The sequence below is a fragment of the Asanoa sp. WMMD1127 genome (assembly GCF_029626225.1).
Classification (GTDB): domain Bacteria; phylum Actinomycetota; class Actinomycetes; order Mycobacteriales; family Micromonosporaceae; genus Asanoa.
In genome coordinates this window covers 5,520,877-5,542,164 of record NZ_JARUBP010000001.1, presented here as the reverse complement: position 1 = coordinate 5,542,164, position 21,288 = coordinate 5,520,877, and the positions used below count along the sequence as shown (strand labels likewise).

The window sequence follows — 21,288 nt, the reverse complement described above, 5'->3', positions numbered from 1 at the left end:
GATGATGCCTCAGTGTCCAGCTTCGCTGGCTGACCGTCTGCCCGTAGGTCCCGTGGGAGGGCATCGTGCGGCGCCGCCTCGAGGCGCCCAAGGGCCGGAGCTGGCAGGCGGCCCGCGGGTTGTCCCGCTTCGTCTAGTGCTCTTCCTCGCGGGCGACCAGCTCGTTCTTGGCCCGGCCGACGAGCGGCACGGTGGCCTCGACGACGGCGTCCCAGTCGTAGCAGGCGCCGGCGTCGAACACCGCTCCGGCGTCGCCGGTGGGGCGCAGGCGGGCGAAGGCGCCGCTGCCGTAGTGGGTGCCGACCAGCAACGTCGTGCGCTCCCGGCGCAGCGGGTCGTCCTCGGCCAATGGGATGCCGCGCACCCGGCCGCCCGGCGTGAACGGCACGTCGTGCCCGATCAGGAAGACCTGCGTGCCGTGGCTGGTCAGGTAGACGTAGCGGATCAGGCTGTCGTCGGTCAGGTAGCGCAGGTCGCCGATGTTGACGACCAGGATCGCCGGGCCGGTGGCCTGGGTCGCTTGGTTCTCGATCTCCGCCGACATCGCCGCGAACTGTGCCGGCGTCGTGGCCTCGACCGGGCAGTGCGCCGAGAGCACGTCGTACGGCGACGCCTGCGCGTCCGGTCGCGGCCCGACCCGGGCCAGCGGCTGCTCCGACGGGCGGATGTCGTGCGGCAACGGTCCCGGCCGCCCGAACAGCCAGCCCTGCGCCAGGGTCGCGCCGAGCGAGCGGGCGGCCGCCAGGTGCTCGCCGTCCTCGACGCCCTCGGCCACGATCTGGGCGCCCCGCTGCCGGGCGTCGTCGAGCACCGCGTTGATCACGTGTGAGTCCGGTGACGTGCTCTGGATGATCGTCTTGTCGAGCTTGATCACGTCGGGGTTGATCAGCGGCATCGCGGCGAGGCTGGCCGGGTCGACGCCGATGTCGTCGAGCGCGATGCGGGCCAGGTGCCGGCGGGCGTCCACGACCGCGTCGAGCAGCCCGGCCGGCCGCCGCGTGACGGCCTTCTCGGTGATCTCCATGACCACGTTGCTCTCGGCCATCAGATCGGCGTACGCCGGGCCCTCGCCCTCGATCGGCTCGTGGCTCAGCGTGTCGGGGTTGAAGTTGACGAACAGCGCGAGGTCAGGCATCGCTGCCTCGCGGAACGCCGTGGTGGCCAGGGCCGCGCACAGCTCGTCGAGCTCGGCCGACCGGCCCGCCTCGGCGGCGGCCCCGAACAGCGCCGCCGGGCTGCGGAACCGGCCCGCCGGCCCGCGCGCGAACGCCTCGAAGCCGACCGGCCGCAGGTCGACGAGCGAGACCACGGGCTGGAAGACGGGTTCGATCCGCCGGTCCAGCATGATGTCCTCGAACTCGGCGTCGGGCGGCAGCTCTACCTCGTAGGCCATACTTCGAGCCTGCGCGCCCCACGCGGACCCCGCTACCGGTTCGCGGCGTGACAATCGCCTCGTGCGGCCTCAGCCGGCACTGCCACCCCGGAGGTCACCGCCGGGTCATCCGGAGTTACCGATCCGGCACCGGCTCGGCCATCCGCGTTCCTTACCGTCGGCTGACCCCCGGCACGGGGCTTCGGGGCTGCGGGGCTTCGGGAAGGAGCCGCGGTGTCGTCTGTCTACTGGCTCGCCCATTCGGGGATCGCGGTCGCGGGCCGCACGCCACGGCCGCTGCGGCACGGCCTCGCTTCGACGGTCACGCTGGCCAGCTACCTCGGCTGGCGGTCCAAGCGCCTGGTCACCCAGGAGAACATGGCCAAGGTGCTCGGCCTGCCCGTCGGTCACCCCGACACGCGGCGGGCCGCGCTGCGCTCCTGGAGCAACTACGGCCGGACGGCGGTGTCGCTGATCTGCCTGCCCTACGAGGACATGCGTGACGTGGACGCCCGTACGCGGGACCTGACCGACGGCATGGCGTGGCACGAGTGCCTGCAGAAGGCGATGGCGCCGGGCAAGGGCACGATCATCACGACCGGCCACTTCGGAAGCTGGGACCTGGCCGGGGCGATCGCCGCCCGCCACGTGCCGCTGTCGGCGATCGCCGACACGTTCAAGGACCCGCGAATCAACAGCCTGCTCCAGGGGCACCGGCGCGACAAGAGCGTCGACATCATCCCGGTCTCCGGCGCGCCCCGGCTCGTCATCCGGGAGCTGCGCGCCGGCCGGGCCGTGGCGATCGTCATCGACCGGCCGGTGACCAGCCAGCACGGCGTCGAGGTGGCGTTCTTCGGCCACCGGACCCGGGTGCCGGCCGGCGCCGCGGCGCTCGCGGTCAAGACCGGCGCGGCGGTGATGCCGGGCTACTTCTGGTACGCGCCGCACAACGGCTACTACATCCGCACGTTCCCGCCGATGTTCCCGCGGGCGGTGGCCGACGACGCGGAGAAGGAGCGCGAGGTCCGGCGGCTGGCGCAGTACATGTTCGCCTGCCAGGAAGAGGTCGTCCGCCAGTGCCCGACCCAGTGGTTCATGTTCCGCCGCTTCTGGCCGGTGGAACCCGCCGCGGTGCCGGCCCGGGCGGCCTAGGCTCGGTCCGACGCACAGCGGTCCGCCGGGAAGAAGGAGCACCATGAGCACCGTTACCTTCGGCATCGCCGCGGGCTTCGGCGAGAAGCTGCACCAGGCGTGGGGCTACAGCGGGGCCGTCCGCGTCGGCGACCGGGTCGAGATCTCCGGCCAGGCCGGGGTGGACGACGACCTGGTCGTCCCCGAATCGCTCGAGGACGAGATCGTCCTGGCGTTCGACAACGTGGAGCGCACGCTCGCCACGGTCGGCGCGACCTGGCGGGACGTCATCCACGTCAACTCCTACCACAAGGTCGCACCGGGCGATGACGCGATCGGCGACGACCACAACCGGGTCATGGCCGACCAGTTCCGCCGTCGGCTCGGCGGGCGCGCGCCGATCTGGACCGAGACCGGCGTCACGGTGCTCGGGCTCGCCGCCATGCGGATCGAGATCCGCGTGACCGCCATCGTCGGCGCCGGCGCCTAGCGCGCCGCCGTGTCGGCCCGGGCCGCGCGGCGCCGGCGGAGCAGGCGGTGGGGTGGGTCCACGAACCAGCTCCAGGCGCACTGCGCGACGTAGCTGGCCGGGTTGAGGCGGGCGGGCGGACGCTCCTGTCCGCCGGCCCCGACCGCCCGGTCGAGGATCGCCTGGCGCAGGTCGGCCGGGGTCCCGCCCGGAAAGCGGGTGTAGCCGGCCCCGATGTGCTGCCAGAAGTGGGCGTCGCTGGCGCCGATCTCGGCGAGACCCCACTCCGCGTTGGCCTGGCGCACGGCGTCCCGCCGGCCGGCGTTGGCCGGGCTGGGGTTGTAGATCTCGATCCCGTCGATCCCGTATCCGGCGGCCAGCAAGGCGTCGATCCTGCGGCGGCCGAGGCTCGGCACCAGCCGTCCCATCGGGTGCGGCACGACCACCAGGCCGCCCTGCTCCTTGATCGCGTCGATGCTCTCCTCGACCGTCCGCATCGGACGCGGCGCCCGCTCGACGAACAGGCCGATGAGGTGGCCGCCGCGGGTCGACACCTCGACGCCGCTGACCAGCTGGAGGCCCGACTCCTGGGCGGCCAGGATCTCCGCCACCCGCTTGGCGCCCTCGACGTGGTCGTGGTCGGTCACCGCGATCACCGACAGGCCGTTTCGCGTCGCCTCGCGGACGAGCCGGGCCGGGCTGATCCAGCCGTCGCCGAGGTTGGTGTGCGCGTGCAGGTCAGCTCGGGGCGCTGGCGTCGCGGCGTCCATGCGGCGAACCGTAGGTGCGCCCCGCCGCCGCGGGCCGAACGGCGCTCCACGCGGCGGTGAACTCCATCCGATGTTCGCCTGCGGTCCGTTGTCCGGCGGCGGTCGGACCCGGCAGGATCCGTGCATCCGAGGTGAACGGTGGCAGTGACGCGATCCGCGACCCGTGCGCGCGCCGAACGCGTCGGCGACGCGCTGACCGGCTGGAGCGACCGCCTGCCCACGCCCCTGCGCCGGTGGGTCTCGCGGGAGCTCGTCGGCTTCGCGATCCTCGGCGGCTGCACGCTCGCGGTCGACCTGGCCCTGCTGTGGGCGTTGCGCCGCTGGACGCCCCTGCCGGTGCCGGTGGCGGTGACCGTCGCCTACGTCGCCGCGGTGGCGCTCAACTACGTGCTCAACCGGGTGGTCACCTTCCGGTCGCACGCCCGGGTGGTCGGCGAGGCGTCGCGCTACACCGCGGTCGCCATCGCCGACTACGTGCTCACGGTGTCGGTCACCACGGCCCTGACCGCCGGCGGCACGAGCCTGGCGATCGCCCGCCCGGCGGCCGCGGCCGTCGTGGCGATCCTGAACTACGCGGCGGCCCGCTGGTGGATCTTCCGCGGCGGCGCCGGCCCGAGCTAGTCGGGGCGTGCCGCCTCCGCGACCAGCTCGGTCAGGACCGAGCGATCGAGGTCGGCGAGGCGGCGGAAGCTCAGCGCGGACGATCCGATCTTCGCCTTGCCGAGGCGGGGGCCGTAGACCTGGGCCAGGTAGCGTCCGTCGCGTGTCGCACTGACGTAGAGGCTCAGGTAGGCGAGGCCGATGCGGAACCACTCCACCGTCGCGCCGCCGCGGTTCGTCTGCGCGATCCGGCCGTAGCCGAGGATCGTCTGGTCGGTGCCGCCCCACATGACGCCCCGCCAGATCCAGGGGGTCAACCGCGGCGCGGCGGCGCGGATCAGGTCGTGCACCGCCTCCGCGTCGGCGCGGCGTTGTGGCGGGAGGCCGGCGAAGAACTCGGCGGCGGGATCGTGGCCGGTCACGATACAGATGTTGGCCGCACGGTTGCCTGGCGGTCAACGCTTGTGCCGGACGGCGATCCGTACGACAGTCACGATGCGTACCTCAAAGATCCATGCATTCGAGAGGAGGCATCGTGTCGTTGACCTTGTCGCGTCTGTCGCGAGTGGTGGCCGGTGGGGCGGTCGCCGCGCTCGTGTTGGCGGCGGGGGCCGCGCCGGCTTCGGCGGGCGGTCACGGGCACGGCGGTGGCGGCGTGCGGTTCGCCACGTTCAACGCGTCGCTGAACCGGGGCGTCGCCGGGCAGCTGCGGGCCGATCTGTCCACTCCGGACAACGCGCAGGCGCGGGTGATCGCGGAGATCGTCCAGCGGGCGCGGCCGGACGTGCTGCTGATCAACGAGTTCGACTACGACCCGCGGGCCGCCGAGCTGTTCCGCGACAACTACCTGGCCGTGGGGCAGAACGGCGCGCAGCCGGTCCGCTATCCGTACCACTTCATCGCGCCCAGCAACACCGGCATCGCGTCCGGTCTCGACCTCAACAACGACGGCGCGGTCGTCACCACGCCGGGCGCACCCGGGTACGGCGACGACGCGCTCGGCTTCGGTGCGTTCCCGGGCCAGTTCGGCATGGTCGTCTACTCGCGCTACCCGATCGACCGGCGCGACGTGCGGACGTTCCAGAGCTTCCGGTGGAAGGACATGCCGGGCGCGCTGCTCCCCGACGACCCGGCCACGCCGGCGCCGGCCGACTGGTACTCGCCGGCCGAGCTGCGCGTGCTGCCGCTGTCGTCGAAGAGCCACTGGGACGTGCCGATCGAGATCGGCCGGCGTACCGTCCACTTCCTGGTGTCGCACCCCACTCCCCCGGTCTTCGACGGGGCCGAGGACCGCAACGGGCGGCGCAACTTCGACGAGATCGGGTTCTGGTCCGACTACGTGACGCCGGGCAAGGGCCGCTACATCTACGACGACCGGGGCGGCCGGGGCGGGCTGCGGCCCGGCTCGTCGTTCGTGATCGCCGGCGACCAGAACTCCGACCCGCTCGACGGCGACAGCATCCCCGGCGCCGCGCAGCAACTGCTCGACAACAGGTGGATCGACGACGCGTTCGCGCCGTCGAGCGCCGGCGCGGCCGAGGCGGCGGCGGCGCAGGGCGGCGCGAACGCCACCCACCGCAGCGACCCCCGCTTCGACACGGCCGACTTCGCCGACACCACGCCGGGCAACCTGCGCGCCGACTACGTGCTGCCGTCCCGGATCGGCCTCGACGTCCGCGGCGGCGGCGTCTTCTGGCCGGTCCAGTCGGATCCGCTGTTCCGGCTGACCGGTGTGTTCCCGTTCCCGAGCTCCGACCACCGCCTGGTCTGGCTCGACGTCCGCTGAGCCGGGGCGGCTACCCCGCCTCGACGCGTGGGCGGAGCGGCTTGCCGAGGATGTCGGCGAGCCGCTCCGCCTCCGCGGTCAGGCGCTGGTCGGGCACGGGCCCGGCTTCGGCGAACCAGGCGATGACCAGGTCCGCCCCGACCACCCGCCAGGTGCCGGAGACGACGCCGGCCGCGATGACGAGGTTGGCCTTGTTGGTCACCGCCCGGCGCCGGGCCGGCGGGACCACGTGCGGGTCGGCGGTGCCCGGGCCCAGCACCCACTGGTCGTGTCCGGGCAGGAGCCGCAGCGCGTCGGTCGGGGTCGCCGCGGCCAGGTCCTCGAGGTCCGCGCGCAGGACCAGCGCCGACTCCCCCGCCACGTCCACCTCGGCCAGCAGGTCGGTCGCCAGGCCGTCGGCGAGCCAGGACGCGATCCGTCGGCGCCCGGCGCCGAGGCCTTCGCCGAGCCAGTACTGGACGTGCCGCGCGGTCGCCGGCCCGTAGGACCGCAGGTAGAGCGCGATCGCCCGTGGACCGGCGGTGTCGAGGTCGGGCAGGCCGGCCCAGCGTGGGTTGGTGTCGAGGAGCTGGAAGGTGGCCTGACCGCCGCGCGGCGGCCCGAACGACATGTCGCCCAGCCAGGTCAGGGGTTTGAGGAGCGTGTCGGACCCGTCGAAGGCCGACGCCAGCTGACCGAACCCGCGTGGCGCCGTCATCGCGGCCCGCAGCTCGTCGCGGGTCAGCGGGCCGACGGCCAACGCCGCCCGGACCGTCTGCCGCAGCCGCGGCCAGTCCGCCGGGGACAGTCCATAGTGGCTCTGCCAGCTCGGCAGCTCCCACATGCGCCCGGCGGCCCGCAGGGCCAGGAACGCGCCGCCGTCCTCCGGTGTCAGCAGGTGGGTGGCGCCGCGGAACGCGTACGACTTGATGATCTCGCCGGCCGCCAGCGCACGGGCCACGTCGCCCGGCCGGGACCCGGCGCGCCGCAGCCGCACCGCGAGCTCGGCCGAGTGGTCGGGGAACGCCGGCACCGCCGCCAGCCGGTCCACGACGGCGGCGACCGGCGCGGCGCCGACCGGGTCGAGCAGCTGCCGCCGCATCCGCCACGCCAGCGCCTGGGCCCAGGTCAGCGACATCGCCGCACGGTACGCCGACGCCACGCGCCGGTGCAACGACGGCACCCCGCGACCGCCCGCCGGCGGCCGGCGGGCCCCATGGTCAGGACCGTCGCGATCCACTTCGTGTGCCCCGCACGGCCAGTTGTAGGCCGTTCAGGCCAGCACCGCGCCCCCGGCGACGTCGACGATGACGCCGGTGATCCAGCTCGACGCGTCCGTGGCCAGGAACAGCGCGGTCGCGGCGACGTCGTCGGGCGTGCCGAGGCGGCGCAGCGGATGCGCCTCCGCCAGGCGCCGCCGCGTCTCCGCCGGGATCCAGGCCTCGTTGGTCTCCGTCATGATGGTCTCCGGCGCGATGCAGTTGGCCCGGATCCCGAACGGCCCGACCTGCGCGGCCAGGTCCTGGGTGAAGATCTGGAGCCCGGCCTTCGCCGCCGCGTACGCCACGATGGTGCGCTCGCTCGGCTTGCGGCCCGCCGCCGACGACAGCGTGATGATCGCGCCGGACCGGCGTTGCTTCATGCCCGGCAGGAACCGACGCACGGTGAGGAACGTGCCGGTCAGGTTCTGCTCGAGGTCGGCCCGCCAGCTCTCCGGCGTGATCTCCTCGATCGGCGCCGGTCGGCTCGTGGTGTTGCCGGTGCTGGCGACCAGCACGTCCACCCGACCGTGCCGCTCCATGATCTCGTCGTGCATCCGGTCGAGGTCGGCGGCGACCGTCACGTCACCGGTCACGACCAGGCTCTCCCGCCCGATGGTGGCCTGCACGGCGGCCAGCGCGGCCCGGTCGCGGCCGTGCAGCACGACCTCGGCGCCCGCCGCGGCGAACGTCGTCGCGATGGTCGCGCCGATCCCCCGCGAGCTGCCGGTGACCAGGGCGACCCGGCCCGTCATGTCGTTCGTCATACCTGTCAGGCTGCCGCCGGTCGGCGGCCCCGGCGTCTGTCGACGGACGGCATCGGGCGTACGCAGATCTGCGTACGCGTGGACAGCGGGCGCGTGCGGCAGCAGACTGGCCTGATGCGGTTGTCCCCCGCCGTGCTGGTGCCCGTGCTGCTGTTCGCCGCGGCCTGCGGCGGCGGCCCCAAGCAGCTGCCGCTGGAGACGGCGCCCGCGCCGCCGACCGCCGGCGGTGGGTGGCGGTCGCTCGCGCCCGCGCCGACGACCCGCACCGAGGTCGTCGCGGCCGCCGCCGGATCGCTGATCTACGTCATGGGCGGCCTGGTCACCGGCGGCGACTCGGTCGCCACCGTCGAGGTGCTCGACACCACCACCGGCCGGTGGACGCCCGGGCCCGCGCTGCCCGTGGCGGTCGACCACGCGATGGCCGCCACAGTGGACGGTGCGGTGCACGTCTTCGGCGGCTACACCAGCGCCGACCGGCCACACACCGGCGCGTACCGGCTGACCGGCTCGTCCTGGCAACCGCTCGCGCCGATGCCCGCCGGTCGGGCCGCCGGCACCGCGGTGGCCGTCGGCAGCCGGGTGCACGTCGCCGGTGGCATCGGCCCCGACGGCCTGGCGCGGGAGATGCTGGTCTACGACGCCGCGAGCGACACGTGGACGACGGCCCCGGGACCGCCGACGCCACGGGAGCACCTGGGCGGCGCCGGTATCGACGGCATCGTCTACACCGTGGGCGGCCGGGTCCGCGGCCTCGACGGCAACCTCGACGCGTTCGAGGCGTTCGACCCGCGTACCGGGGAGTGGTCGACGCTCCCCGCGCTCCCGACCGCGCGTGGCGGCCTGTCCGCGGCCGCGACCTGCACCGGCCTCGTCGTCGCGATCGGCGGCGAGGGCGAGGAGACATTTCCCGAGGTCGAGGCGTACGACGTCGCCGCCCGCGCCTGGCGCGCCCTGCCACCGTTGCCCACCCCCCGGCACGGCCTCGGCGTGGTGTCCGTCGGCCCGACGCTCTACACCCTCGCCGGCGGACCGCACCCCGGCCTCCACGTCGCCGACGTCACCGAGGCGCTCGACGTCGGACCCTGCTGAGGAGGCCAGGGGGTGTCTCGACACGTGCCGCGACAGCTCCCGCGCTGGTCCGACCTCCGGCCGCTGGTGCGGATCGAGACGCCGGCCTGGCGGCGGGCGGCCCGCGTGCGCCGCGCCGCCAGCGTCGCCGACCTGCGGCTGATCGCCCGCCGGCACACGCCCCGGGCGGTCTTCGACTACGTCGACGGAGCCGCTGAAGGCGAGATCAGCCTCGCGCGCAGCCGGGCGGCCTTCGCCCGCGTCGAGTTCCGGCCGCGGGTGCTGCGCGACGTCTCCGACCCGGACCTCGCCACCACGCTGCTCGGCCGGCCCGCCACGATGCCGCTGGTGCTCGCGCCGACCGGCTTCACCCGGATGATGCACCACGAGGGCGAGCACGCGGTCGCCGCGGCGGCCGCGGCCGCCGGTGTCCCCTACACACTGTCCACCATGGGCACGGTTCCGCCGGAAGGGCTCGACGGGTCCGGTGGCGACCGCTGGTTCCAGCTCTATCTCTGGCAGGACCGCGGCGCCACCAAGGACCTGGTGGCCCGGGCCGCGGCCAGTGGCTATCGCGCGCTGATGCTCACCGTGGACACTCCGGTCTCCGGCGCCCGCCTGCGCGACGTGCGCAACGGGCTGACCATCCCGCCCGACCTGACCCTGCGGACCTTGGCCGGCATGGCCCGCCACCCGAGCTGGTGGTTCCACCTGTTGACCACGCCGCCACTGCGGTTCGCGTCGTTGACGAGCACCGACGGCGCGCTGGCCGACCTGGTCGACCGGGTGTTCGACCCGCGCGCCACGCCGGCCGACCTCGAGTGGCTGCGCGACGTCTGGAAGGGTCCGCTGGTCGTCAAGGGCGTGCAGGGCGCGGCCGACGCGCGCATCGTGGTCGACGCGGGCGCGGACGCGGTCGTCGTCTCCAACCACGGCGGCCGCCAGCTCGACCGGGCCGTGACACCGCTCGAGGAGCTGCCCGCGGTGGTCGAGGCGGTCGGCGACCGGGCGGAGGTCTACGTCGACGGTGGCGTCCTCGACGGCGCCGACGTGATAGCCGCGGTCGGGCTCGGCGCCCGGGCCGGCCTGGTCGGCCGGGCGTACCTCTACGGGCTGATGGCCGGCGGCGAGGCCGGCGTCACCAGAGCGCTGGAGCTCCTGCGGGCCGACATGCGCCGTACGCTCGCTCTGCTCGGCGCCCTCTCCATCGGCGACCTCGAGCCCGGCTGCGTGCGCCTGCGACCCTAGGGCCACTACCGCCCCACCGCCACCGCGATCCGGCGACCCCGACCCGCGACCCGGCCATCCGCACGAGACTGGGGCGGTGGAGCCCACCCCGCGCCCTCGGTCGACGATCCGTACCCCGGACCAGCGGCTGCGGGTGTTCGTCAGCTCGACGCTGCGCGAGCTCGCCCCAGAGCGGGAGGTCGTCGCCCAGGCCATCCAGGCGCTGCGGCTCACGCCGGTGATGTTCGAGCTCGGCGCCCGCCCCCACCCGCCCCGGGCCGTCTACCGGGCATATCTGGCGCAGAGCGACATCTTCGTCGGGCTCTACTGGCAGGAGTACGGCTGGATGGGCCCCGGCATGGACATCTCGGGCCTGGAGGACGAGTTCGTGCTGGCCCGGTCGCTGCCGCGGCTCGTCTACGTCAAGGAGCCCGCGCCGGACCGGGAGCCCAGGCTCACCGAGCTGATCGCCCGGATGCGCGCCGAGGGCCAGCTGTCGTACCGACCGTTCCGCGACGCCGCCGAGCTCCACCAGCTCGTCCGCGACGACCTCGCGATGCTGCTCAGCGAGCGGTTCGCCGCGGCCACGCCGGCCCCCACAGCGGGGGTACGCGGACCGGAGCCGCTGCCGGCCGCCCGGACCTCGCTGATCGGGCGCGAGCGGGCCATCGACGAGGTGAGCGCGCTCGTCGGCGAGCCGGACACCCGCCTGGTGACGCTGACCGGGCCGGGTGGGGTCGGCAAGACGCGGCTGGCCATCGCGGTCGGCGAGCGGGTCCGCGACCGGTTCCCGGCCGGCGTCGTGTTCGTGCCGCTGGCCGGCGTGACCGTGCCCGAGCAGGTGCTCGCCGTCATCGCTCGCCAGGTCGGCGCCGATCTGGCCGGCACCGACGTGCCGTTGGACGCGATCTGCGGCCGGCTCGGCGACGAGCGGTGGCTGCTCATCGTGGACAACCTCGAACAGGTGGTCGGGGCGGCCGACGACCTCGGGGAACTGCTGACGCGGTGCCCCGGCGTGACCCTGCTGACGACGAGCCGGACGGTGCTGGAGCTGCGGGCCGAGCGGGAATATCCCGTGTCGCCACTGCCGCTGCCGGCCGACCCCGCGACGATGTCGCTCGCGGAGCTGGCGGCGACGCCGGCCGTGGCGCTGTTCGTCGACCGGGCGCGGGCGGCCCGCTACGACTTCGCCCTCACCGAGCGCAACGCCGAGACGGTGGCCGAGATCTGCCGGCGGTTGGAGGGGCTGCCGTTGGCGATCGAGCTCGCCGCCGCGCGTACCCGGACGCTCGATCCGGTCATGTTGTTGCGCCGGCTGGGCACGTCGCTGGACGCGCTGGGCTCCGGGGCGGTGGACCTGCCGCAGCGGCAGCGCACGTTGCGCGCCACGGTGCGGTGGAGCGTGGACCTGCTCGACGAGGCGGAGCGGTCGCTGCTGGAGATCGCGGCGGCGTTCGTCGACGGCTGGAGCATCCCCGCCGTGGCCGACGTCGCCGGGCTCGACGAGGACCGGACGCTCGACCTGACCGACGCGCTGCTGCGGCACAGCCTGATCCAGCTCGAGCACACCGAGCTCGGCACCCGCTGCCGGATGCTGGAGACGATCCGCGCGTTCGTCGCCGAGCGGCTCGCGGAGCGGCCCGACGAGCCCGCGATCCGGCGGCGGCACGCCGACCACTTCGAGGCGATGGCGCTGCTGGCCGACCGGTCACTGCGCGGCGCCGGGCAGCGCGAATGGGTCGAGCGGCTGCAGCTCGAGGCGGGCAACCTGGCCGCCGCCGTGCGCTGGTACCTGGCCCACGACCAGCGGCCGCTGCCCCACCTGTTCCGCGTGCTGTGGCCCTTCTGGTCGCAGCGGGACCATCTCGGTGAGGCCCGGTCCTGGATCGACCAGCTGATGCCGACGGCGGACACGCTGGACGTTCACGCCCGGGCCGAGCTGCTGTGGACGGCGGCCGTCACCGCGCGGGAGACCGGCGACGACGAGTCGGCGCTGGCGGCCCGGCGCCGGCTGGAGCCGCTGCTGTCCGGCTTCGACGACCCGTACCTGCACGCGGCGGGCCTGCTGGCGATGGCCTGGACCTCGACGATGGTCGCCGACGTGGACGGCGCGCTCCGCGAGGCCCTGGCCGCGATCGAGGAGTTCCGGCGCCAGGACGAGCCCCTGGGTACGGCGTCGGCCGCGCTCACCGCCGGCTCCCTGGAGACCACGACCGGCCGCCACGACGACGCGCTGGCGCACCTGCGGGCCGCCCACGACCTGGCGGTCGAGCTGGACAACCCGTGGCTGGCCGCCACGTCCCAGATCCTGCTCGGCACGCTGGCGCTTGCGCGGGGCCGGTTGCCGGACGCCCGCGCGCTGTTCGCCGAAGGGCTCGACCTCAGCCTCGCCGCCTACAGCACCCAGCTGGTGACGCTGTGCCTGGCCATGTTCGCGCAACTGTCCTTCGTGGAGGGTGACGCCGAACGGTCGGCGCTGCTGGCCGGGGCGGCCGACGGTTTGCGCCGCCGGGCCGGACTGCGGGTCTGGCCCTCGTTGCGCCGGCCCGAGGCCGAGCTGGCGACCCGGCTCCGGGAGGCGCTGGGCGCGGCCACGTTCAACAGAGTGTTCGCGAAGGGCACGGCCCTCAACCGCCCGGACGCGGTCGCCGCGGCCAACGGCGTCCCGTGATCGGGCCCACGGCGCCGGCGGTGACAGATCAGGGGTGGTGGGCGCTTGCCTTGACGTGGGCGACGATCAACTTGACGGACCGGCGGTCAACCCGGACACCGGTCTGCGATTGGAATACGACGTGCGTGAACCCGGGCCTACGCAGTCCGTGGTCATCGCGTCACCGGCGATCGAGGACGTGGTGGCCGCGTTGCGGGCGCTCGATCAGCGGCGGCACACCGAGCTGACCGTCGAGGACACGGCGGGCGCGTACATCGCGGTCGGTGGTGGGCTCGGAGTCTTTCACGTCTATGTCGGGGCGCTCGACCACGAGGACCGGGTCGTGTTGCAGCGGCCGCGGGCCGGAGGTGAGGGCAGCGCGCCGGTCGAGCTGATGGTGGACGGGCGTTCGCGTTCGTTCGCTCCCGAGGACGTCGTCGACGAGGAGACCGCGCTGGCCGCGGTGCGGGAGTTCATGGCGGCCGGCCGGCCGCATCCCGACCTGGAGTGGCGCACCGGCTGACGGCGGCCGGGACGGCGGCGCCCACCGCCGTCCCGGGCCGGTCCGTCAGAAGTCGTCGTCGAAGCTGACCGTGCCGGTGACGCCGACCTGGTAGGCGGAGACCCGCCGCTCGAAGAAGTTCGACAGCTCCTGCACGTCCTGGAGCTCCATGAAGGCGAACGGGTTCCGGCTCCCGTACACCGGATCGATGCCGAGCATGGCCAGCCGGCGGTCCGCGACGTGCTCCAGATAGGACCGCATGTCCACAAGCGACAGACCGCTGACGCCCTGCTCCAGCAGATCCTCCGCGAACTGGGCCTCGCAGTCGACCGCCTCCGTCACCATCGCGGTGACCTGCTTCGCCAGGTCGGCGTCGAACAGGTCCGGCTCCTCCCGCCGGACCGTCTCGACCACGTCGAACGCGAACGCCATGTGCATGGACTCGTCGCGGAACACCCAGTTGGTGCCCGAGGCCAAACCGTGCAGGAGCCCACGCGAGCGCAGGAAATAGACATACGCGAAGGCGCCGTAGAAGAACAGGCCCTCGATGCACGCGGCGAAGCAGATCAGGTTGAGCAGGAAGGCCCGCCGGTCGTCGCGCGTCCGCAGCTCGCGCAGCTCGAAGATCGAGTCGATCCACTTGAAGCAGAACTCCGCCTTGCGCCGGATCGACGGGATGTTCTCCACGGCGGCGAACGCCGCGAAGCGCTGCTGTTCGTCGGGCACGTAGGTGTCGAGCAGGTTGAGATAGAACTGGACGTGCACGGCCTCCTCGAACAGCTGGCGTGACAGGTAGAGCCGGCCCTCGGGCGAGTTGACGTGCTGATAGAGGTTGAGCACCAGGTTGTTGGCCACGATCGTGTCGCCGGTGGCGAAGAACGCGACCAGCCGCGAGACCAGGTGCTGCTCGGCCGGCGAGAGCCGGGCCAGGTCGGCGAGGTCGGAGTGCAGGTCGACCTCCTCGACGGTCCACGTGTTCTTGATGGCGTCCTTGAACCGCTCGAAGAACGCCGGGTAGCGCATCGGGCGCAGCGTCAGGTCGAGTCCGGGGTCGAGCAGGGTCATTGGCAGGCCTCGCAGCTTTCGGGGTTCTCCAGGGAGCAGGCGACGGCGTCCGCCGCGAGCGGCGTGATGGCCACGGTCGCCTGCTGGATCCGGGTCGCGGGACGCGACCGCAGGTAGTAGGTGGTCTTGAGGCCGGCCTTCCAGGCGTAGAGGTACATCGAGGAGAGCTTGCCGATGGTGGGCGCGCTGAGGAACAGGTTCAGCGACTGCGACTGGTCCACATAGGGCGCTCGGGCCGCGGCGAGGTCGATCAGCGCCCGCTGCGGCAGTTCCCAGGCGGTGCGGAACAGGTCGCGCAGGTCGGCCGGCAAGGAGTCGATGCCCTGCACCGATCCCTCGGACCGCTTGATCTCCTCGCGCACCGGCGCGGTCCACATCCCCAGCGCCTTCAGCTCGCGTACCAGATAGTTGTTGATCTGCAGGAACTCGCCGGACATGGTCTCGCGTTTGAACAGGTTGGAGACCTGCGGCTCGATGCACTCGTAGCAGCCGGCGATCGACGCGATGGTCGCCGTCGGGGCGATCGCCACGAGGAGCGAGTTGCGCAGCCCGTGCGCGGCGACCCGGGTCCGCAGCGCGTCCCACCGCGCGGTCTGCGCGGGCGTCGCGCCCCACAGGTCCGGGTGCAGGTCGCCGCCCGCCGCCCGGGTCTCCGCGAACGCCGGGTGCGGGCCGAACGACTCGGCGAGCCCCGCCGAGGTCTCCAGCGCGGTCAGGAAGATCTCCTCCTGTACGCGCGTCGACAGCTCCCGCGCCCCGTCGGAGTCGAACGGCATCCGCAGCGTGAAGAACGCGTCCTGCAGGCCCATCAGCCCGAGCCCGACCGGCCGCCAGCGGGGGTTGGACGCGGCCGCCTGCGCCGACGGGTAGTAGTTGATGTCGATGACCCGGTCGAGGAACACCACGGCGGTGCGCACGGTCGCCCGCAGCTTCGCCCAGTCGATGCCGTCGGCGGTGACGTGTGCGGCGAGGTTGACGGAGCCGAGGTTGCAGACCGCCGTCTCGTCGTCGGAGTTCACCTCGAGGATCTCGGTGCACAGGTTGGACAGGTGGATGGTGTTGCCGGGCGCGCCGGTCTGGTTGGAGAGCCGGTTCGCCGGGTCCTTGAACGTCATCCAGCCGTTGCCGGTCTGCGCGAGCGTGCGCATCATCCGGCCGTAGAGGTCCCGGGCCTTGACGGTCCTGACCGCCTTCTTCTCGGCGGCCCGGTAGGCCTCGTCGAACGCCTCGCCGTAGAGGTCCGGCAGCTCCGGCGCGTCGGACGGGTCGACCAGCGACCAATCCTCGTCGGCCTCGACCCGGCGCATGAACTCGTCGGGGATCCAGTTGGCCAGGTTGAGGTTGTGCGTCCGTCGGGAGTCCTCGCCCGTGTTGTCGCGCAGCTCCAGGAACTCCTCGACGTCGGGATGCCACGGCTCCAGATAGACGCAGGCGGCGCCCTTGCGCCGGCCGCCCTGGTTGACCGCGGCCACGCCGGCGTCCAGGGTCTTGAGGAAGGGCACGATGCCGTTGGACTTGCCGTTGGTGCCGCGGATCAGCGCGCCCCGGCCCCGGATCCTGCTCCACGAGATGCCGATGCCGCCGGAGAACTTCGACAGCTTGGCGACCTGGTGGTAGCGCTCGTAGATGGAGTCCAGCTCGTCGCGCGGCGAGTCGACCAGGAAGCACGACGACATCTGGGTGTGCCGGGTGCCGGAGTTGAACAGGGTCGGCGAGCTGGGCAGGTAGGCCAGGCTGGACATCAGGCGGTAGAAACCGATGGCCTCGGCCGGGGTCTTCGACAGTCCACACGCGACCCGCAGCAGCCAGAACTGCGGCGTCTCCACCACGAGCCGGCTCTCCGGGTGGCGCAGCAGGTAACGGTCGGCCACCGTGCGCAGGCCGAAGTACTCGAACCGCAGGTCTCCGGCCGGGTCGACGGCGTCGTCGAGCTTGCGGGCGTTGCGGGCCACGAACGCGGCGGTCTCGTCGCTGATCAGACCCTGGTCGTACGCGTACCGGATCGACTGGCTGAAGCTCGCGACGCCCTGGCCGCGTACCTCTTTGTCCACATAGGCCGACAGCAGGCGCGCGGCGAGCCGGGAGTATTGCGGCTCCTCGCCGATCAGCTCCGCCGCCGTCTGGATCGACAGCTTGTCGAGCTCGGCGGTGGTGGCGCCGTCGTAGAGGCCGCTGATGGTCCGGGTCGCCACCCGCAGCGGGTCGACCTCGTCGAGGTCGCCCACCCACCGCTCGACCGCTCGCACGATCTTGTTGACGTCGACCGGCTCCAGGTCGCCGTTGCGCTTGCGCACCTGCATCACGTGCCGCCGCTGCTCCGGCACCGCGGCGGCCTGCTCCTGCGTGACCGTCATGTCCCCCTCCTCACGCCAACACCGAGGGTCGTCGGGCGCGCAGGGCGACGCCGCCGGCGCACGCGTGTGCCGGCCGTGGCGTCGGCCGTCCCGCGCGGCCTTCGACCGCCGCACGCCGGGCGGCGTGCGGCGCGCTGGCAGGTCTTCGGACTCGTGGGCGTGACCTCACGGTCGCCTAGTGGCCGTCGCTTCCCGGGCCCGGGCCCAGTGCTTCGTTGACGGCGGTCGTTCCCACTCACCGCTGCGGGGCAGCCCCGGAATCGCACCGGGTTCCCTCTTGCCTCGGCCGTCTGGTGAGGACGGCCGAACCAGCTGCGGGAGACACCATATATGGGTGCCCCTGTGTTTAGGCAACACCAGATGGTGTGTCGGCGTGTCGCGTGTCGCCCGCCACACCCGTCAGGTCGCGGCGCGCGCGCGGCGGTTGTCGACGTAGCGGCGGATCTTCTCGGCCGTGCCGCAGTCGTCCATGCTGCACCAGCGGCGGCTGCGGTTCTTGCTCTCGTCGAGGAAGAGGAAGCGGCAGCCGCCGCAGGCCTTGACGCGGTCGAGTGGGCCCGCCGTGAGCAGCTCGACCGCGGCGTGCACCACCGGGCGCAGGGGGCGAGCCGGCGTGCGGTCTCCGCGCCAGGACCAGACGTAGGCGGGCTCGAGCGTCGCGTGGGCGAGCGCCTCGGCCGCGTCGTCGCCCAGCCGGGCCAGCAGGTCGGCGTCGGGGTCGCGGCCGGCGGCGACGCCGCGGAACAGGTCGTCGAGGTAGTCGCGGGTGCGCCGGGCGCGCGCGAACGCGGCCCGCGTGCCGCGCGTGCGGTCGAGCGCCGTCGCCTCGTGGGCGGTGAGGGCGCCGGCGTAGACGCCCCAGGCGACCAGCTCGGGATGGCCGGTCAGCACGTCGTCGTCGGCCGGCCCGTCGGGCGGGCCGCTGCGGGTGTTGACGAAGTCGAGCGCCAGGTTGCCGCCCACCAGACGCATCCGCTGCACTGTTTCCATCGAAACGCACTTTACCAGAAACGGGCGGGACGCTAGATTGTTGCCATCAAAGCTCGGTTAGGGGGAAACATGCGAGCGGTTGGCGCGCTCGTCGGCCTGGCCGGCGGGACGTTCCTCTACACCACGGCCGAGGCGCTGCCGGTCGGCCTGATGCTGCCGATGGCAGCCGACCTGGGGCTTTCGCCGTCGCAGGTGGGCACGCTGGTCACCGCGTACGGGGCGGTGGTCGTCGTCGGCTCGATCCCGCTGACGGCGCTCGCCCGGCGGGTGCCGCGCCGGCTGTTGCTCTCCGCGCTGCTGGCGGGGTTCGTCGTCAGCGTGGCGGCGACCGCGTTCGCGAGCAGCTATGCGCTCGTGCTGGCGGCCCGGATGGCGACCGCGGCCACCCATGCGCTGTTCTGGGCGGTGGTGGTGCCGGCCGCGGCGGAGCTGTTCCGGCCCGGGCTGCGCGGCCGGGCGGTCGCCACGGTGTTCGCCGGCGGCAACGTCGCCCTGGTCGTGGGCGTGCCCGCCGGCACCTGGTTGGGCGAGCGGGCCGGCTGGCGCGCCGCACAGCTCGCGGTGGCCGCGCTCGGCGCCGTGGTGCTGCTCGTGGTGGCCGCCCTGCTGCCATCGACCCGGCCCGACGAGGGCCACGCCGCCCGCGGGTCCACACCCGACACGCGCCGCTTCTGGCTGCTCGTGGGCGTCGCCGCGCTGACGACCGCGGGCGCGATCGCCGCGTACACCTATGTCGCCTTGTTCGTCACCGATGTCAGCGGGTTCGCCGCGGCGTCCGTCGGCGCCATCCTCCTCGTGCGCGGCATCGCCAGCGTGCTCGGCATCGTCGCCGTGGGCGCGGTGGTCGACCGTGACCCGTGGCGGGCGCTGGTCGGCACGGTCGCGGTGCAGGCGGCGGCGTTGCTCGGCCTGTACGCGCTGGGCGGGCACCCCGTCGCGGCGGTCGGGCTGCTCGCCCTGGCCGGGTTCGCGTTCGCCGCGTTCACCGCGTCGCTCGGCGGCCTGGTGCTGCGGGTGGCGCCCGGGCGCTCGGACCTGGCCGCGGCGACCCTGTCCGCCGCGGTCAACGTCGGCATCACCGCCGGCGCCTTCCTGGGCGGTCTGGTGCTGCCGGGGCACGGCGTGCGGAGCACGGTGCTGATCGGCGCGCTGCTCGGCCTGGCCGCGCTGGCGCTCGCGCTGACCGAGCGCGTGCTGCCCGCGCCGCACCGGCTCGCAAGGTGTGCGGCGCCGGCCTAGCGGGCATTCGAAGGAACGGGCCGGTGGGACCCCACATCTCCAGGTACGCGTTCACCGCGCGCCGACCGTCAGCGCGAACGAGCCCTCGATCCCCGCGCCGCCCACCCGCAGCTCGAAGTCGCTGGCGCCCAGGGGTTGCTGTATGAGCTTGCGTTTATATGAGTCGTGCGTAATATAGCGGCGTGGACGTCTTCACCGCGCTGGCGGACCCAACCCGCCGGGCCATGCTCGACCTGCTGACCGGCGGCGCGCGGCCCGCCGGCGACCTCGTGGCCGCCTTCCCGGCGCTGACCCAGCCGGCGATCTCCCGCCACCTGCGGGTGCTGCGCGAGGTCGGCCTGGTCGACGTGCGGGCGCAGGCGCAGCGGCGGATCTACACCCTGCGCACCGAGCCGCTGTCCGAAGTGGACGACTGGCTGGCCCGCTACCGCGAGCACTGGGCCCGCCATCTGGACGCGGTGGAGACGCACCTCGCCAACCGCACCGCGAACCTCGCCCGAGCCGAAGGAACGACCGACCGATGAGCACTGACGACCGCCTGGGCCACCTCGACGTGCGCGGCGAGACCGCGACGATGACGTTCCGGCGCCGACTGCCGTACCCCATCGATGCGGTGTGGGCCGCGATCACCGACCCCGCCGAGCGCGCGATCTGGTTCGGCGCGACCACGATCGACGCCCGCCCGGGCGGCACGATCACGATGATGCCCGACGACCCGCCGGCCGCGCCCGAGGCCAAGGAGATGACCGGGCGGATCCTGACCTGGCAGCCGCCGACGGGCGCCGGCGCGCGGACGGCCGTCCTCGAGCACGAGTGGCGGCAGCGCATCGTCGAGGACGGCGTGGTCCGCTACGAGCTGACCGAGGACGGCGACGGGACCGTGCTGGTCTTCACCCACCGCGGGCTGAGCGTGCGCAACGCCCAGGGCTTCATCCCGGGCACGCACGCCTTCCTGGACCGGCTGGGCGCGCATCTGGCGGCCGAGGAGATCCCGGCCTGGGGCCGGCTCTACGGGGAGCTGGCGCCGGCTTACCAGTAGGCCCTTGCTCTGCAGCCGGATACGCAACGCCTGCGGCGGAGGGTGTTGCGTATCCGGCTGCAGAGCAAACTGACGCCGCCAGCGGCGCCTCAGGGGCGACCGGCGATCGGTGTGACGGTCTCGCCGGCCAGGGGCCGGCCGGCAGCGTCGAGCGGCGTGACCAGCAGCGCGTCGCCGGTGGCGGCGAACGCCTCCGCCGCGACCAGGAAGAATCCGTCGTGGAGGTCGGCGCGGACGGCGATGCCGCCCGCGTCGCGGATCAGGGCGGCTCGGCAGCCGCGCGTCGGGACGGTCCCGACGAAGCCGCCGAGGACCTCGCTGACCGCGAACTGGTCGACGCCGCCGGCGGCACCGACCGCGGACTCGCTGCGACCCGCCACGAGGCTCTCGACCTGCCAACCGTTGGGTCCGGTCCAGAGCCGCAACGCCCGATCGCCACTCAACGGCACCGTCTCGGCCAGGGCGTAGCCGACCGGCGGCCGCCACGCCGCGACCGCGGCGTGATCCGCGCGTGGCGACCAGCGCACCGCAACCGCCAGCACCAACGCCACGCCGACCAGACCGACGACGCTGCGGAGGGTGAACCGGACCACTGCGACGTCCATCCATGAATGGTCGCATGTCTAGCCGGGCCACTCCCGGGACAGGCGGGCGAAGGTTTCCGGGTCGCTGTGGCGTGGGATGACGCAGAGGAGGTGGCCGCCCGGCGCTCGGAGGATCCGGCACTCCAGCCAGCGGTTCACCTCGACCGCGCCCAGGGCGACGAGGCGCGCCGTCTCCGCCTCGACGTCGTCGGTTTCGATGTCGACGTGGAAGCGGGGCTCGTCGTCGACCGACTGCACCGCCAGGACGTGGTCGGGCAGCGCGCCGTCGAGCGCGGTGAACTGGGGCTCGTCGGGTTCCGGGCGCGCCGGGACACCGAGTGCCTGTGACCAGAAACCGGCGGCCGCGGGGGCCTCGGCCGTGGGTGCGTCGATGAGGATCGTGGAGAGCCTGCTGCGGTGGGCCATGGTCCACTCAT

At 73.5% G+C, this 21,288-nt stretch carries 21 protein-coding genes and 1 riboswitch; of the genes, 11 read left to right on the top strand and 10 right to left on the bottom strand.

Features of this window, described 5'->3' with window-relative positions:
• Nucleotides 1-133: 133 nt before the first annotated feature.
• The gene (locus tag O7635_RS26400) at nucleotides 134-1,393 is read right to left on the bottom strand and encodes an EAL domain-containing protein (RefSeq protein WP_278083169.1); all 1,260 of its coding nucleotides are present in this window, start codon (nucleotides 1,391-1,393) and stop codon (nucleotides 134-136) included.
• A 213-nt stretch (nucleotides 1,394-1,606) separates the two neighbouring features.
• Between O7635_RS26400 and O7635_RS26395 the strand changes: the two genes are divergently transcribed.
• Complete coding sequence (locus O7635_RS26395) at nucleotides 1,607-2,524, top strand: lysophospholipid acyltransferase family protein (protein WP_278083168.1); 918 nt, start codon at nucleotides 1,607-1,609, stop codon at nucleotides 2,522-2,524.
• A 43-nt stretch (nucleotides 2,525-2,567) separates the two neighbouring features.
• Nucleotides 2,568-2,993 (top strand): Rid family hydrolase, encoded by a 426-nt coding sequence (locus O7635_RS26390; protein WP_278083167.1) that lies wholly within the window; start codon nucleotides 2,568-2,570, stop codon nucleotides 2,991-2,993.
• On the opposite strand, the gene O7635_RS26385 is transcribed toward O7635_RS26390, so the two are convergent.
• Nucleotides 2,990-3,742, bottom strand: coding sequence for a PHP-associated domain-containing protein (locus O7635_RS26385; protein WP_278083166.1), 753 nt, complete (start codon nucleotides 3,740-3,742; stop codon nucleotides 2,990-2,992). The genes O7635_RS26390 and O7635_RS26385 overlap by 4 nt on opposite strands.
• 144 nt (nucleotides 3,743-3,886) lie before the next feature.
• Here O7635_RS26385 and O7635_RS26380 point away from each other — a divergent pair, with 144 nt between their 5' ends.
• A complete protein-coding gene (locus O7635_RS26380) occupies nucleotides 3,887-4,363 on the top strand; it encodes a GtrA family protein (RefSeq protein ID WP_278083165.1) in 477 nt (158 codons plus the stop codon).
• On the opposite strand, the gene O7635_RS26375 is transcribed toward O7635_RS26380, so the two are convergent.
• The gene (locus O7635_RS26375; protein WP_278083164.1) at nucleotides 4,360-4,764 is read right to left on the bottom strand and encodes a hypothetical protein; all 405 of its coding nucleotides are present in this window, start codon (nucleotides 4,762-4,764) and stop codon (nucleotides 4,360-4,362) included. The two genes, O7635_RS26380 and O7635_RS26375, sit on opposite strands and share 4 nt — an antisense overlap.
• Before the next feature lie 113 nt (nucleotides 4,765-4,877).
• Between O7635_RS26375 and O7635_RS26370 the strand changes: the two genes are divergently transcribed.
• Nucleotides 4,878-6,128: an endonuclease/exonuclease/phosphatase family protein gene (locus tag O7635_RS26370; RefSeq protein ID WP_278083163.1), complete on the top strand. Its 1,251-nt coding sequence runs from the start codon at nucleotides 4,878-4,880 to the stop codon at nucleotides 6,126-6,128.
• Nucleotides 6,129-6,138: 10 nt separating this feature from the next.
• Here O7635_RS26370 and O7635_RS26365 read toward each other — a convergent pair whose 3' ends face one another.
• Entirely contained in the window at nucleotides 6,139-7,245 is a 1,107-nt protein-coding gene (locus tag O7635_RS26365) for a crosslink repair DNA glycosylase YcaQ family protein (protein WP_278083162.1), read from the bottom strand.
• A gap of 135 nt (nucleotides 7,246-7,380) precedes the next feature.
• Nucleotides 7,381-8,133 carry an SDR family NAD(P)-dependent oxidoreductase gene (locus O7635_RS26360; protein ID WP_278083161.1) on the bottom strand — a complete coding sequence of 251 codons (753 nt, stop codon included), beginning with the start codon at nucleotides 8,131-8,133 and terminating at the stop codon, nucleotides 7,381-7,383.
• Between the two features lie 114 nt (nucleotides 8,134-8,247).
• Between O7635_RS26360 and O7635_RS26355 the strand changes: the two genes are divergently transcribed.
• The 4 genes from O7635_RS26355 (at nucleotide 8,248) to O7635_RS26340 (ending at nucleotide 13,601) form a co-directional block, all read left to right on the top strand.
• Complete coding sequence (locus O7635_RS26355; protein ID WP_278083160.1) at nucleotides 8,248-9,222, top strand: kelch repeat-containing protein; 975 nt, start codon at nucleotides 8,248-8,250, stop codon at nucleotides 9,220-9,222.
• A gap of 12 nt (nucleotides 9,223-9,234) precedes the next feature.
• On the top strand, nucleotides 9,235-10,449 hold the full coding sequence (locus tag O7635_RS26350; protein WP_278083159.1) for an alpha-hydroxy acid oxidase: 1,215 nt from the start codon (nucleotides 9,235-9,237) through the stop codon (nucleotides 10,447-10,449).
• Between the two features lie 76 nt (nucleotides 10,450-10,525).
• Complete coding sequence (locus tag O7635_RS26345) at nucleotides 10,526-13,099, top strand: DUF4062 domain-containing protein (RefSeq protein WP_278083158.1); 2,574 nt, start codon at nucleotides 10,526-10,528, stop codon at nucleotides 13,097-13,099.
• A 121-nt stretch (nucleotides 13,100-13,220) separates the two neighbouring features.
• A complete protein-coding gene (locus tag O7635_RS26340) occupies nucleotides 13,221-13,601 on the top strand; it encodes an Imm1 family immunity protein (protein WP_278083157.1) in 381 nt (126 codons plus the stop codon).
• 45 nt (nucleotides 13,602-13,646) lie between these two features.
• Here O7635_RS26340 and O7635_RS26335 read toward each other — a convergent pair whose 3' ends face one another.
• The 3 genes from O7635_RS26335 to O7635_RS26325 form a co-directional block, all read right to left on the bottom strand.
• Entirely contained in the window at nucleotides 13,647-14,645 is a 999-nt protein-coding gene (locus O7635_RS26335; RefSeq protein WP_278083156.1) for a ribonucleotide-diphosphate reductase subunit beta, read from the bottom strand.
• Nucleotides 14,642-16,999: a ribonucleoside-diphosphate reductase subunit alpha gene (locus O7635_RS26330; protein WP_278083155.1), complete on the bottom strand. Its 2,358-nt coding sequence runs from the start codon at nucleotides 16,997-16,999 to the stop codon at nucleotides 14,642-14,644. The genes O7635_RS26335 and O7635_RS26330 overlap by 4 nt, the downstream gene beginning before the upstream one ends.
• A gap of 118 nt (nucleotides 17,000-17,117) precedes the next feature.
• Nucleotides 17,118-17,327, bottom strand: a riboswitch (cobalamin riboswitch).
• A gap of 71 nt (nucleotides 17,328-17,398) precedes the next feature.
• Nucleotides 17,399-17,989, bottom strand: coding sequence for an ABATE domain-containing protein (locus tag O7635_RS26325; protein ID WP_278083154.1), 591 nt, complete (start codon nucleotides 17,987-17,989; stop codon nucleotides 17,399-17,401).
• Between the two features lie 69 nt (nucleotides 17,990-18,058).
• Here O7635_RS26325 and O7635_RS26320 point away from each other — a divergent pair, with 69 nt between their 5' ends.
• From O7635_RS26320 to O7635_RS26310, 3 genes are all read left to right on the top strand, one after another.
• On the top strand, nucleotides 18,059-19,228 hold the full coding sequence (locus O7635_RS26320) for an MFS transporter (protein ID WP_278083153.1): 1,170 nt from the start codon (nucleotides 18,059-18,061) through the stop codon (nucleotides 19,226-19,228).
• Between the two features lie 182 nt (nucleotides 19,229-19,410).
• Nucleotides 19,411-19,752 (top strand): metalloregulator ArsR/SmtB family transcription factor, encoded by a 342-nt coding sequence (locus O7635_RS26315; protein WP_278083152.1) that lies wholly within the window; start codon nucleotides 19,411-19,413, stop codon nucleotides 19,750-19,752.
• Nucleotides 19,749-20,267 carry an SRPBCC family protein gene (locus tag O7635_RS26310; RefSeq protein WP_278083151.1) on the top strand — a complete coding sequence of 173 codons (519 nt, stop codon included), beginning with the start codon at nucleotides 19,749-19,751 and terminating at the stop codon, nucleotides 20,265-20,267. The genes O7635_RS26315 and O7635_RS26310 overlap by 4 nt, the downstream gene beginning before the upstream one ends.
• Before the next feature lie 89 nt (nucleotides 20,268-20,356).
• Here O7635_RS26310 and O7635_RS26305 read toward each other — a convergent pair whose 3' ends face one another.
• Nucleotides 20,357-20,872 (bottom strand): hypothetical protein, encoded by a 516-nt coding sequence (locus O7635_RS26305; protein ID WP_278083150.1) that lies wholly within the window; start codon nucleotides 20,870-20,872, stop codon nucleotides 20,357-20,359.
• Between the two features lie 18 nt (nucleotides 20,873-20,890).
• Nucleotides 20,891-21,277 (bottom strand): VOC family protein, encoded by a 387-nt coding sequence (locus tag O7635_RS26300; RefSeq protein ID WP_278083149.1) that lies wholly within the window; start codon nucleotides 21,275-21,277, stop codon nucleotides 20,891-20,893.
• Nucleotides 21,278-21,288 lie beyond the last annotated feature (11 nt).